11 protein-coding genes are annotated in these 14,224 nt (G+C 39.7%); 9 read left to right on the forward strand and 2 right to left on the reverse strand.

Annotation, left to right across the window (positions count from 1 at the left end):
- Nucleotides 1-173: 173 nt before the first annotated feature.
- Both fadJ and fadI read right to left on the reverse strand, forming a co-directional pair.
- The gene (fadJ, locus tag KO495_RS01840) at nucleotides 174-2,453 is read right to left on the reverse strand and encodes a fatty acid oxidation complex subunit alpha FadJ (protein WP_215978700.1); all 2,280 of its coding nucleotides are present in this window, start codon (nucleotides 2,451-2,453) and stop codon (nucleotides 174-176) included.
- Entirely contained in the window at nucleotides 2,453-3,760 is a 1,308-nt protein-coding gene (gene fadI / locus KO495_RS01845) for an acetyl-CoA C-acyltransferase FadI (RefSeq protein WP_215978701.1), read from the reverse strand. The genes fadJ and fadI overlap by 1 nt, the downstream gene beginning before the upstream one ends.
- A gap of 309 nt (nucleotides 3,761-4,069) precedes the next feature.
- On the opposite strand from fadI, the gene KO495_RS01850 reads away from it, so the two are divergent.
- From KO495_RS01850 to KO495_RS01890, 9 genes are all read left to right on the forward strand, one after another.
- Entirely contained in the window at nucleotides 4,070-5,044 is a 975-nt protein-coding gene (locus tag KO495_RS01850) for a MoxR family ATPase (protein ID WP_215978702.1), read from the forward strand.
- 42 nt (nucleotides 5,045-5,086) lie between these two features.
- Entirely contained in the window at nucleotides 5,087-6,097 is a 1,011-nt protein-coding gene (locus KO495_RS01855; protein ID WP_215978703.1) for a DUF58 domain-containing protein, read from the forward strand.
- On the forward strand, nucleotides 6,097-6,645 hold the full coding sequence (locus tag KO495_RS01860; protein WP_215978704.1) for a DUF4381 domain-containing protein: 549 nt from the start codon (nucleotides 6,097-6,099) through the stop codon (nucleotides 6,643-6,645). The genes KO495_RS01855 and KO495_RS01860 overlap by 1 nt, the downstream gene beginning before the upstream one ends.
- The gene (locus KO495_RS01865; RefSeq protein ID WP_215978705.1) at nucleotides 6,642-7,697 is read left to right on the forward strand and encodes a VWA domain-containing protein; all 1,056 of its coding nucleotides are present in this window, start codon (nucleotides 6,642-6,644) and stop codon (nucleotides 7,695-7,697) included. Before KO495_RS01860 ends, KO495_RS01865 begins: the two co-directional genes overlap by 4 nt.
- Before the next feature lie 2 nt (nucleotides 7,698-7,699).
- Nucleotides 7,700-9,841: a VWA domain-containing protein gene (locus KO495_RS01870; protein ID WP_215978706.1), complete on the forward strand. Its 2,142-nt coding sequence runs from the start codon at nucleotides 7,700-7,702 to the stop codon at nucleotides 9,839-9,841.
- 47 nt (nucleotides 9,842-9,888) lie between these two features.
- Nucleotides 9,889-11,658 carry a BatD family protein gene (locus KO495_RS01875; protein WP_215978707.1) on the forward strand — a complete coding sequence of 590 codons (1,770 nt, stop codon included), beginning with the start codon at nucleotides 9,889-9,891 and terminating at the stop codon, nucleotides 11,656-11,658.
- 295 nt (nucleotides 11,659-11,953) lie between these two features.
- A complete protein-coding gene (locus KO495_RS01880; protein WP_215978708.1) occupies nucleotides 11,954-12,469 on the forward strand; it encodes a sigma-70 family RNA polymerase sigma factor in 516 nt (171 codons plus the stop codon).
- Nucleotides 12,462-13,187 carry a DUF3379 family protein gene (locus KO495_RS01885; protein ID WP_215978709.1) on the forward strand — a complete coding sequence of 242 codons (726 nt, stop codon included), beginning with the start codon at nucleotides 12,462-12,464 and terminating at the stop codon, nucleotides 13,185-13,187. The genes KO495_RS01880 and KO495_RS01885 overlap by 8 nt, the downstream gene beginning before the upstream one ends.
- 384 nt (nucleotides 13,188-13,571) lie before the next feature.
- A complete protein-coding gene (locus KO495_RS01890; protein ID WP_215978710.1) occupies nucleotides 13,572-14,192 on the forward strand; it encodes a PEP-CTERM sorting domain-containing protein in 621 nt (206 codons plus the stop codon).
- Nucleotides 14,193-14,224: the final 32 nt, after the last annotated feature.

The following is a 14,224-nucleotide window of genomic DNA, read 5'->3' on the forward strand; positions in this document are numbered from 1 at the left end:
AACTTATGAATAACGTATGAATAAAAAAGGGCAATAGCTTGCCCTCTTCTCTGTCAATATATTGCCACCAATAGGGAAATAATTTCCTAACATCATATTAACTACTCAGTAACAATAAAACATTAAACCACATAAAGTTGACGTTTAATGGCTTACTACCGAGCTCAGGTTATTTAGTAATAACTCTGCTCATTCTCAGCCATGGTTATTAAAGCCTGACAAGGGCTATAACGCTCACCATATTGCTCCGCCCATTGACTTAGTTGGGCAACAACAGATTTAGCCCCAACACTATCAATATAACGCAGTGGACCACCTAAAAATGGCGGGAAACCGATACCAAAAATAGCGCCAATATCACCATCTCGAGCATTTCGCACAATACCTTCATCAACACAGCGTGCTGCTTCATTAAGCATCATATAAAGACACCGTTTAGCAATAGTTTCAGCACTTAGCTTACCTTTAGGAGTAATGCCTAATAATGGGTAAATACTCTCATCTACTGGTTTACTTGGTAATGGTTTGATTAACCCTGTTAATTTAGCAACCAGCCCTTTTTTAGGTTGTTTATAAAGGTATAAGCCTTTATTCACTTTTTTTCCTAAACGGCCATCATCAATTAACTTGTCAAAAGCCGCTGGCGCGGCAAAACGTTCACCCAAATCTGCTTGTAAAATAGGGCCTATTTTAGCACCAACATCAATGCCTACTTCATCAAGTAACTGCATTGGACCAACGGGGAAACCAAACTTCACTAAGGCGTTATCTATTTTGTCGACAGGCTCGCCCGCAAGCAACAAAATAGCGGCTTCATTCATATAAGGCGCTAAAATTCGATTGACATAAAAGCCCGCTTTATCTTTAACAACAATAGGCGTTTTGCCTTGTTTTTTAGCAAAAGCTACTGTGGTTGAAATGGTTTTGTCTGAGGTGTTTTCATGTGGAATTATTTCCACTAAAGGCATTTTGTCAACCGGTGAAAAGTAATGTAAACCAATAACATTTTCTGGTCGTTTAGCCTGAGCAGCAATTTTATGAATAGGTAAGCTTGAAGTATTACTCGCAAAAATAGTCTGCTCTTGAGTGTGCTCTTCAACAGCAACTACCATTTCTTGTTTAAGCGCTAGGTCTTCAAATACCGCTTCAACTACAATATCAACTGATTTAAAGCCAGTAAAATTAACAGTACCCGTGATCATCGCGAGCTGTTTTTGCATTTCACTCTTCAAAATAAAACGGCGCTTTACTTTTTTATTCAATAAATCGTAGCTGTACTTTAAAGCAGAATTAATACCTTTATGATTAATATCTTTAATACGTACTGGTACATTGGCTTTGGTCGCCGTAACAAAAGCAATACCGCCTCCCATTAAACCACCACCTAACACGCCAGCCTTTAAAATAGCTTCAGCTTTAACATCGGCTACGCCCTGCTCTTTTTTCATTTCAGTAGTAGCAAAAAATAAATGGCGTAACTGCTGCGATTCGCTGCTCATAACTAAATCAGCAAAGTGCTCAGCTTCAACTTGGTAGCCTTGGGTTGATGAGGCTTCAAGTCCAGTACGAACACAATCAATGATTTTTAATGGGGCAGGATAATTACCTTGGGTTTTTGACAACACGCTTTTTTCAGCCTGTTGATAAACAATATTTCGACCTGCTTTATTGGCGAGTAGCTTTTCAACTAAGCCAATTTTTCGCTGTGATTTATGGTAATGCTTACCTTTAGTGCTAAATGATAGTACTAAATTTTCTGCCGCGCTAATAAGAATACTGTTAGGTACAACATCATCGACTAAGCCTGATTTTAGTGCTTGTTTAGCACGCAACTGTTTACCCGTTAGCATCATATCAAGAGACTTCTGTAGCCCAACTAACTTAGGTAAACGCTGAGTGCCACCACTACCGGGTAATAGCCCTAATTGTACTTCAGGTAAGCCTAATGCTGTTTTAGCATTGTCACTACAAATACGGCCGTGACACGCCATTGCTAATTCTAGACCGCCCCCCAAACAAGGACCATTAATCGCAGCAACAATAGGTATTGTTAATTGTTCAAGCTGAGCAAAAATCATTTGCCCTTGACGTGATAACGCGACCACTTCTTCTTTAGTTTGACAAGCATTTAGCATGTTAATATCTGCGCCAGCAACAAAAGAGTCAGGCTTACCACTACATAACACAATACCAATAATGCTGGTGTCGGCTTTAATTTGAGCAAGCACCTGCGTTATTTGCTCAGCAAATTCCGCTTTTAGCGTATTCATACTTTCATCGGCAACATCCATCACTAAATGGGCAATACCATTATCATGTTTTACGAGTGAAAAGGCACTGTTCGGGCTTGCAGCGTGAGTTGCTGTGTGACTTTCTGCTGCTTGATTATCAACAGCGCCGTCTTTGTCAGCACAGTCTTTTACCTTGCTGTTTTCTACCTTGTCGTTACTCATTAGTCTGTCTCCACTATCATAGCTGCACCTAAACCACCTGCTGCACAAGCTGTTGTTAAACCAACACCGCCGCCTCTGCGTTTCAATTCATTTAATGTTTGCGTTATTAAACGAGCGCCTGTTGCCGCAAACGGGTGGCCGTAAGCAAGTGAGCCCCCCATGACATTAAATTTATTCATGTCAATATCGCCAATGGCTTTTGAGCGCCCAAGCTGCTCTTTGGCAAACTTATTACTGGCAAACATTTTCATATTGGCTAACGCTTGAGCGGCAAAAGCTTCATGCATTTCAATTAAGTCTAAATCAGCAAGCTCCATTCCTGCACGTTGTAACGCAAGTGGAGTCGCATAACTTGGTCCCATGAGCATATCCTGCCAAACATCAATAGCTGAAAAAGCATAACTGCGAATATAGCCTAATGGCTGGTAGCCAAGCTCTTTAGCTCGCCCTTCTCTCATTAATAATATGGCGGCACCACCATCTGTTAATGGCGTACTCGTCGCTGCGGTAACTGTACCGTGTTTACGGTCAAATACTGGGCGTAATTTCGCATAACTTTCAAGCACTGAATTATCACGAATACAATTATCTTTCTCAATAAAGCCTTTGTAAGGCTCAGCATGTGCGCTCATTACTTCGCCATCTAATAAACCGTTTTGCCAACTTTGACTTGCTAAGGTATGAGAGCGATGCGCTAATGCATCTTGATCTTGTCGTGATATTTGATAGGTTTTTGCCATTTGCTCGGCTGTTTGCCCCATCGATATTCCTGTTGAGTACTCAGCAACCGCAGGTGATACCGGTAGCAAATCTTTAAAGCCTAATCGTCGAATGACCGCCAGCTTTTGGCCGAGTGTTTTGGTTTTAGTTAAATCAACTAAGGCACGTGCAAGGTTTTTAGAAACACCAATAGGAGCAACCGATGAAGAATCTGCGCCACCTGCAATACCCACATCAACCGTGCCAGCCATAATAGACTCAGCAACATTAACTGTTGATTGAAAGCTAGTCGCACAAGCACGAGAAACACTATAAGCATCGGTTTGTACTTTCATACCAGTACCGAGCACAATTTCACGTGCAATATTTGGCGCTTCGGGCATTTGTACTACTTGTCCAAAGACAAGTTGGTCAACAATAGCGGGATCAACATCATGTTTTTGCAAAAGTTCATTAACGACCACTTTACCTAAATCTACCGCAGGCACACCATGAAAGGCTGTTGCTTGCTTAGCAAAGGGGGTGCGTAGCCCCGCAACAATGGCGATACGTTCACCACTTGAGGTTATTAATTTTTTTGTTGTCATTTATTACTCCAATAGTGCTTTTTAAGCTAGAGAGATAGAGGTCAGACCTCTAAGTTAATTGATTTTAATCAACTAAGCAAAAATTTCATCAAAAAAGCTTATTTTTACTTAAAGCGATATCGTAGGGTTAACTATGCCAATCCTAGGCTATTTACCTCAAAGCTTAGGTAATGCAGTTTTACCTAAAGCAATTTAAAATTTTGTTACGAATCTCTTGTTTTATTTAGCAATAGCCCTATATAAAATAGTAAATAAACCTTAACATCCGTTATCGCTTAACTAACTATAAGAAATTTAAAAGAAACCGCCATGGCTATTGAACATTTTTCTACTCTAAAAAAGCACTTGTCTTCACAAATTATTGGTCAAGAATCTCTTGTTGAAAACCTACTTATTGCATTGTTAGCGAATGGGCACTTAATTGTTGAAGGTCCTCCGGGGTTAGCTAAAACCCGTGCCGTTAATGCGTTAGCTAACGGTTTAGAGGCCGACTTTCACCGTATTCAGTTTACCCCCGATTTACTTCCTGCAGATTTAACAGGTACTGATATTTATCGTCCAGAAGACGGTACTTTTGTTTTCCAAGAAGGTCCTTTATTTCAAAATTTAGTACTTGCCGATGAAATTAACCGTGCACCAGCCAAAGTGCAGTCGGCTTTATTAGAGGCCATGGCAGAAGGACAAATTACCGTCGGTAGAAAAACCTACGACTTACCTGAGCTTTTTTTAGTGATGGCAACGCAAAACCCTATTGAACAAGAAGGGACTTATCCACTACCCGAAGCACAACTTGATCGTTTTTTAATGCACATTGAAATTGATTATCCTGACGCACAAAGCGAGCTTGAAATATTAAAGCTAAATCGTGGTGAGGCACTAACCTCAAGTCATGCTACTGAAAAGTCAAAAGCTGATTTACGCGTGCTTAGCCAAGCTGAAATTTTTTCGGCTCGCGAGCAAGTTTTACAAATTCATATGGCGCCAGCATTAGAAAAGTACTTAGTCGATTTAATTATTGCGACACGCCAACCTGAAAAATACGATGAACAACTTAAGGCTTGGTTAGCGTTTGGGGCCAGTCCTCGGGCAACCATTGCGCTTGACCGCTGTGCTCGCGCTCGCGCTTGGTTACATAACCGTGACTTTGTTAGCCCTGAAGATATTCAAGCAGTATTTCATAATGTTTTACGCCATAGAATATTACTGAGTTACCAAGCTGAAGCCGAAGGTATTACCGCCAATCAGGTGCTTGATCATTTACTCACATTAGTGGCAGTAGCCTAATTAACTCGTGCAACGTGTTTTTCTTAATGAATGAGTAATTTTATGTGGTTTGCCCGTAAAGAAAAAAATCAAGGTACTGATAACTCTGTAGAACATTCGTGCGAATCATTACTGGCAAGTATTGCCAGCAATGGGGTTGAGTTATCACTAACAGAGTTAATGCGTTATCAAAATAAATGTGCATTAATTAACTTAGTTGCGCGAAAAAATGTTCAAGGAAAGCAGTCAGGTAATTACTTATCGCGCAGTAAAGGTCGCGGTATGGAGTTTGATGAAGTGCGACATTATCAAACCGGTGACGATATCCGCGCGATTGATTGGCGAGTTACTGCTAGAACAGGTACTACTCACACTAAACTATTTCGTGAAGAAATAGAGCGCCCTGTTCTAATCGCAACCGATTTAAGTACCAGTATGCATTTTGGCAGTCAGCTGTTATTTAAATCGGTTCAAGCCGCACATTTAGCCTCGTTAGTGGCTTGGCATGCGAAAAGCCGAGGCGATCGACTTGGCGGTTTAGTGTTTAATAATGATAAACATGTTGAGTTAAAGCCCCGTAGCCGCAAAGCTGGGGTATTACATTACCTACATGCCTTAACGTTATTAGCAAAACCTAATAATACTGAACAGCACCCTGAAGATTTTGATTCACATTGTGCTCGTTTACGCCACCTCGCCAAACCAGGCTCATTAGTGTATTTAATTACCGACGGGCAAGCATTTATTAATTACGATGATAATCAACAACATGCGCTGCGTCATTTAGCACAAATAAGCCAACACTGTGAATTAGTCGTTTGTTTAATTAACGACTCGCTTGAGTTTACCCTCCCCGCCAGTACCCGAAAATTAACCGTAACGTTAACGGATGGCATTGATAAGCAACAATTGACCTTGGGCCATAAAAACACCGAGATAAGTTACCAACAACAAGCAAGCCTAATGCACACTCAAAAGCGACAGCGTTTACAAGAAACTGGCGCTCGTATTATTGAATTTAGCGCGGGACAAACCCTTGAACAGCAACTAAAAAATGCTGGAGCGCTTTTATAATGACAACAAATCAAGCCCTTGGGCCACAGCAACCGCCAACATTACCTTTAAACGATATTCATTTGCCTGAGCAAATTAGTAGTCTACCTATCGCTTTTGGTTGGTGGTTACTAGCAATCATCATTATTATTTCACTGTTGTTATTTTCTAAGTATTATCGGCAGAACAAACGTTTGAATGCCGCAAAAAATCATGCTTTGCAACAACTTAACACCCATAAAAACATTAACGCTAATGAAAGCCTTAACTTACTCAAATGGGCCGTTATGCAATACGCTAATAGAGCTGATATTGCCAAGCTTTATGGTTATAACTTTCAACATTTTTTAGTCGCACAATTACCGTCAAAATATCATAGTCAGTTTATAGCGTTATCAACACCCGCTTTTGAGGTGCAATATCAACCAAGTGATTGTGCTAACAGTAACAATCAAGAAAGTATTGATAAGCACTGTAAAGCCGCAGTAAAACTGTGGTTACAAAATGCGCTACCAATAAAAGCTCTAAATATTATCAATACAACACAACTTGAGGAAAATAAACCATGATCAGTTTTGCTTGGCCTTGGTTATTAGCCTTAATACCTTTACCTATTATTATTTATTGGTTACCGGCTAAAAAAAGAGCCCCTAAAAATAACGCGCTAAAAGTACCGTTATTAATCCAAACCACCAGCAGTGTTGAACAAAGTGATAAGCAAAAAAAGTCACCTTTAGTTGTACTTTCTTTATGTTGGTTATTTTTTATAACCGCACTTGCACAACCGCAATGGTTAGGTGAGCCGGTTGATATTCCGACACAAGGTCGTGAAATGATGTTAGCTGTCGACTTATCTGGCAGTATGGACATTGAAGATATGAGCCTTAATGGCCGCAATGTTAACCGCCTACAAATGTTAAAAGTGGTTCTAGGTGACTTTATTGAGCGCCGCGTTGGTGACCGCCTTGGTTTAATTCTTTTTGCTGACGATGCTTACATGCAAACACCAATGACCTTTGACAGAAAAACAGTTAAACAAATGCTCCATGAAAGTGAGCTAGGTTTAGTGGGCAGAAAAACGGCTATTGGTGATGCGATAGGGCTTGCGGTAAAACGTTTTGATGCCAAAAAAGAGTCAAATAAAGTATTGCTTCTCTTAACCGATGGACAAAATACTTCAGGAAAAATCTCTCCTGAAGAAGCGCTAGCCTTAGCCGTAAACAAAGGGATCACTATTTATACTATAGGTATTGGTGCTGATGTCATGATGCAACAATCTCTTTGGGGCGCTCAGCGCATCAACCCATCAAGTGATTTAGATGAAACCAGTTTGACCCAAATTGCTGAACAAACAGGCGGTCAATATTTTAGAGCACGAGATAGCCAAAGTATGAGTGATATTTATGCGCTACTCGACTCACTTGAACCAATAGAGCAAGACCAGCAACAAATGCGCCCTCTTAGCGCTTTATTTTATTGGCCATTAGCCATTGCAGCATTACTCGCTTTTTTATATTTAGTGAGTATGAATTTTAGCCTACTGTCATTACTCTTTATCCGTAAGCAGCTTACCCATCAGCACAATAGCGTTAATTCTACAACAACAAAAGGTCAGCACTAATTATGTCCTTGCCAAATACATCTTTTATTTCTCAGCTTATCAATAGTGATATGTTGAATAATGAAATACTTAGCCATTTTCACTTTATCCGACCTTGGTGGTTACTTGCTTTTTTCGCACTTTTTTTAGCCTTGTACTTACTTAAAAAAGCTCGTGTTTTTCAGTCTCCTTGGCAACACTTTCTCCCGCAACATTTAACGAAAGTACTGTTAGCAAATGAAAGTAAATCAGCTCAACCAAAGGTCAGTCAACAAAGCAGCGTCAATAAAAGCGCTTGCTTTTGGTGTAAACCATTCATTATTGGCAGCTTAGTTATTATTGCGCTTGCGGGCCCAGCATGGCAGAAGTTACCACAGCCAGTTTATCAAGTAGAACGTGGTTCGGTATTAATAATGGATATGTCTTATTCTATGTATGCTACCGACATAAAGCCTAACCGGCTAACTCGTGCTCGTTATAAAGCGAATGACTTGTTAACGGCAATTAACGAAGGTGAAATTGGCTTAATTGCTTATGCTGGTGATGCTTTCACTATTAGTCCACTTACTCAAGACATTAAAAACATTGAGCTTTTACTACCATCTTTATCACCTGATATTATGCCAACTCTTGGCGCTAATGCCTTAGCTGCTTTAACATTAGCCCATCAAACCCTAAAAAATTCGGGTCATGTTCAAGGCGATATTTATTGGTTTACCGATGATATTGATAACGAAGAATTAGCTGATATTTATGCGTGGTCTAACGAATACGGCCATCGTTTAAATATATTAGGTGTTGGAACCACTGACGGTGCTCCAATAAAACTCAGTACAGGTGAGTTATTAAAAGATAATAGCGGTGCCATTGTCATACCTAAACTACCCAGCAGTAAACTGGCAGGTTTAGCGCAACGAGGTAATGGTTACTACAGCACTATCACCAGTAATGATGCAGATATAAAAACACTGACTCAGCATTTACACAGCGATTTAAATAATCAAAAAGAAAGCAATAGCACCTCAAACGAGAACAATACAGCCAATGAAGAACAAAATATGCAAGGTGATCAATACCAAGAAGAAGGCCCTTGGTTATTATTGATTGCTCTGCCGTTACTTCTAACTTATTTTAGACGTGGTGCTGGCGTATTATCACTCGGTTTTATCGCGCCATTATCTTTACTTATCTTACTTAGTGGTGCCCCATCACCTAGCTATGCAAACCAAGCAGAGTCTAGTAATACAGAGAATAGTAGTGTGAATAGTACTGTAAATAGCACAGTCAACAACACTGATACTAGCAATGCGCTAACACAGTCACAATCGCAGCAAAAAAACAGTATTTGGCAAAATTTATGGAAAACTAAAGATCAACAAGCACAGCAGCAATTTAACCAACAGCAATACAATAATGCTGCTGAGCAATTTGAGCACCCTCAATGGCAAGGTAGCGCACATTACAAAGCCGGAAATTATCCGCAAGCATTGAAGGCTTTTGAGCAAGACAATAGTGCTAATGGGCTCTATAACCAAGGGAACTCCCTTGCACAAATGCAACAATATGATGAAGCAATTGAGCGCTATCAACAGGCACTCAAGCAAGACCCTGATTTAGCAGACGCCAAAAAAAACCTAGAAACAGTTAAACAAGCCAAAGCCGCTCAAGAAAAACAGCAACAGCAGCAACAGTCTGATCAACAAAACGGCGACAAAAACGAGAACGAGCAAGATCAACAAAAGGGTGATAAACAGCAAGGCCAAGATCAGCAAAATAAAGAGCAGCAGAGTGATGAACAACAAAGCTCTGAGCAACAGTCATCACAAAGTGAGCAGCAAGAACAACAACAAAACGGTGAGCAAAGTGATGATGCTAACGATAAAAAAAGTGATAGCGCACAAGCTGAGCAAGATAAAGGGCAGCAAGAAAAATCAGCCGAAGAAAAAGCAGCTCAAGCAGTAGACGGCGAAGAAGATAAAGACGGTGAAAAAACACCTGCGCAACAAGCAAGCGATAAAAAAGCGCAAGAAGAAAACCAAAAATATCAACAAACAATAAATAAAGTCACCGACGATCCTTATTTATTATTACGCAACAAAATGCGGTTAGAGTACCAAAAACGCCGACATGATAGTAAGGCTAAAGGAGTAAATAAAAAGTGGTAAAAATATTGTCATCGCTTAAAGGGTCATTGGTAAAAGCAGCCCTCACCATGAGCTTATTGAGTAGTTTTTTCCTGTGCTTGCCAAGCTACGCGCTTTCACAAGTAACTGCGTCGGTTGATAAAAATCCGGTGATGGTTAATGAGTCTATTGTACTTACCGTTATTGCAGATGATGACGTTGATCAACGCGCACTTGATACTTCACCTTTGTTAGCTGACTTTATTGTTGGTAGAACATCATTTAGGTCTTACTCAAGTAGCATCAACTTTAAAACAACGTTAACCTCGCAGTGGCAAATCGTGCTTATTGCGAGACGAACAGGTAAACACACTATTCCAGCATTAACGGTTAACAGTCAAAAAACGGCTCCTATTAGTTTAGTCGTACTGGAAAAAAGTGATAAAGATGCTGATCAACAAGATATTTTTGTCACCTCTACACTGTCGAGCAGCCAAACCTATGTTCAGCAACTTTTCACCTTAACTTTAAAGCTACATTTTGCCGTAGAGCTTAAAAGCGGTAATTTAAGTGAACCATCATTCCCTGGCGCTGCAATTGAAAAAATAGGACAAGACCAACAAACCAGTACAATTATTAATGGCAAGCGTTATCGCGTTATTGAACAAACCTACGCAATCACCCCACAAGAAAGTGGTGAGTTTACTATTGATGCCCCAGTTTTTTCAGGGGATATTATGGTCGCCAGCCGTGGGCGCTCTAGCTTCTTAAGTTTTGCCGAAACCAAACCCGTTAGCGTGGTTGGTGAGCCACAAAGTATTAAAGTGCTCCCTATTCCGCTGAGCTATCCACCAAACACACCTTGGTTGCCTACTGAGATATTAACCTTACATCAAGAATGGCCTGCCAATGAAGGTGAGTTTACAGTTGGAGAGCCTATTACTCGAACAATTACCTTAACAGCAGCAGGGCTTTCAAAAGCACAACTACCTGAAATAGTAATGGAACATAGTAAAGGTTTTAAGGTATACCCAGATCAAGCACAGCTTCACACCAACATGACAACGGATCGCTTGGTGAGCCAAAAAGTTCAAAATTTTGCCATAGTTCCAAGTCAAGCAGGTACATTCACCCTACCCGAGTTAACGGTGACTTGGTTTAATACCGTTACCAATAAAACAGAACAAGCCACATTACCAGCAAAAGAGATTACGGTAGTTGCCGGTGAAAATACATTAGCGAATAATTTAGCTAACAATCAAAATAGCGCTCAAACTAATCAGCAAAACAACGGCTTAAACACTATTCAGTCAAGTCAGAGTGCTCAAAATAACGTTCAAGGCTCTGCTACCACGGTTGTTGCAACGTCAGATAACACTATGCAGTGGTTGTTTTTGGGGTTATGGCTATTAACCCTAATCTTATGGTTAGTCCATGTTATCTATTTAAAACGACAATATAGCGCAGCTCCCAAACGCCAAGTAACGAATAAACCGACAAGCTTAACCACTGGCAACGCTTATCAGCAATTAGTTAATGCTTGTAAGAAAAATGACGCTACCACAGCACTTAGCTTAATTATTCCTTGGCTAAATCAACTTATTGAGAGCGACATCATCACCTCAAAAGATAGTAACAACGAGAATAAATTGGTGACTAATATTGCCGAAGTTCCAACGCTTATTAATGAGCAAGCATTTGCCACAGCCCTTAATGATTTGCAGCAGCATTTATACGGAAAAAGTGCCACAAATGGTGCGCCATCATGGCATGGCATCGCTTTATTAGCGGTAATTACACAAATAAATCAAAAGCCAAACAGCGACAAAAGCAATCAACCGTGGCAGCTTAACCCTTAGCGCCATAACAGTCTCCTATCCTATTGAGTAATAGGTGGGAGACTTGCCCCATCAGCACGGCTGATTTTAGCTAATCTCAACTAATCTCAACTAATTTCAACTAATTTCAACTAAAGCACCATTAAGGGAATGTAATACTGTCCTCGCCTACCCTTGTCCGACGGTATTATTGAACTATGCTCTTTATAGTTTCAATGAAAGCTTCACTAGAAATAACCTCAATAAAAAATGCTCTTTGTGTGAAATTACTGAAAAATTTTGAAAGTAAATTATCTCCTGCTAGGTCTATTAATTCATGATGACAAAACAAGTTAGATATGAGGCGCTCGTAAAAGCGCTACACGGGGATTTATACCGTTATGCTTATTGGTTATGCCATGAAAAGCAAGTGGCAGAAGACCTAGTGCAAGAAACCTTTTTACGTGCTTGGCGTGCTCTTGACTCTTTAAAAGACGAAAAAGCCGCTAAGTCTTGGTTAATAACGATCCTCAGACGAGAAAACGCTCGACGTTTTGAACGTAAGCGTTTTGATATGAGTGAGTATGAAGAGTCAACTATCACTGACACACAATCAGCCTCACATGAACAAACAATGGAAAGCCATTGGCTAAGAGATAAAATTGCTCAGTTACCTAATGAATACTCTGAGCCGTTGGTATTACAAGTGCTTGGCGGCTTTAGTGGTGAAGAAATCGCGGTGATGTTAGATCTCAATAAAAATACTGTCATGACTCGGCTATTTCGAGCACGTAACCAACTAAAAGACATTTTAGAGTCTGAGCCAGCAAAACGAGGTTTATATAATGGATGACTTACAATTCAGACGCGCCATTTACAGTGATCCCAAAAGCCAAGACGAAGAGTTACTCGCGGCAATGGATAAGGCTCCAAATAGGCAAAAGATAGCACATGACATGTCACTGCTAGATGAAAAAATTAAGCAGGCATTACAAGTGCCTGTACCTGATGATTTATGTAATAAATTGATATTACGCCAAACATTGGCAACCCATCAGCAACATAAACGTAAAAAGCGGCTACATTTAGCAATGGCAGCTTCAGTCGCTATTTTAGGTGCGTTATTTATTAACTACTTACAATTTAATAGTGCCTACAACAACTTGGGTGATTACTCCTTAGCACACGTTTATCACGAAGCAGAGCATTTCGCCGATAACGGGGCTAATGCAAATAGTCGTTTGATTTCGCTAGCGTCATTAAATAGTAAAATGGCAACATTTAACGGTAACTTCACAGATGTATTAGGCAAGCTGATTTTTGCCGACTATTGTCGTTTTGGTGGAATGAAGAGCCTACATTTGGTTTATCAAGGAAAGACTAGCCCTGTGAACGTGTTCATTGTACCTAAAGATGATCAAATGACCTTTATTGATAAATTTAGCGACCAACACCTCTTTGGAGAGTCTGCTGCTTTTAATCAAGCTAATGTTATTGTGGTGGGTGATAAAAGCGAATCGCTAAATCAATGGCAAGATAAACTCAGTAAAAATATTAATTGGACGATATAACCGTAACTAAATAACGTTCTTAAACCCTAAAACGCTTTTAAGCATCAGCCAAAAGCGTTTTGTTTTTTGAGGTTTTAATATTACTTGGTAAGAGTAAAAACATTACTTCAGGCTTGCAAAGTAATTCGCTAGAAAAGTTATAAAAGCAGTAGGTTACACTCAAGCTTACTTCTACGCCCTCTTCTACCTATAAATATTAACTAACCTACCAATATTTTAATTAACCTGTCTAATAATTTTACACATAACCTTAAAATAACTTACCGGAGAAGGTAACTCACTGATAATTAATCTCTTTAAGGTTTAGGCATTATACTTGCTCTTAATTTAAAGATTTTAATAAATACACACTTTCTTTGATGAAAGTATTACAAGGAAAATAAGATGAATATGAAAATGTTAAAAGCAGCGGTTGCTGGTTTAGTTTTATCTCTAAGTAGTTTTGTTAACGCAAGTTTAATCACTGTAAACTCTCTTGATACTTCAAATAATGGACAAAGAGGTATAATGTTTGACGTTATGACAGGGACAAGTGCAGTTAACTTAGCTGAGATATCTACATTCTTTTATAACGCCACATCAACTTATGAGCTTTACTTCATTGAAGGTGGGCTTTCAGGTAATGAGTCTAACGCTGGTGCTTGGACATTACACGACTCGATTACTGGCTTTACCGGTTATGGAGAGGGAGCTACCGCAACATGGAGCTTTAAAAACTTATACTTAAACTCAAATACAACCTACGGGCTATATTTCACTAATACCTCTGGTGGTGGAATACACTATAATGACTCAGTTACGTTAAATGAACTTGTTGGTGGGGATCAGAACCTATCTGTTTATGCTGGTTTAGGTCGCTCTTATGCTTTTGGCAATCAATATAACTCTAGAGCTTTAGCTGGATCACTATCCTATAATCTCACTCAAGTGCCAGAGCCATCTACCCTTGCTATCTTCGCATTAAGCTTTATGGGCTTAGCTGCTCGTAGACTTAAGAAAAAATAAAATTTATCAAGCAACAAATAAAATTAAAGCAC

The organism is Colwellia sp. D2M02 (genome assembly GCF_018860755.1).
Taxonomy (GTDB): domain Bacteria; phylum Pseudomonadota; class Gammaproteobacteria; order Enterobacterales; family Alteromonadaceae; genus Colwellia; species Colwellia asteriadis.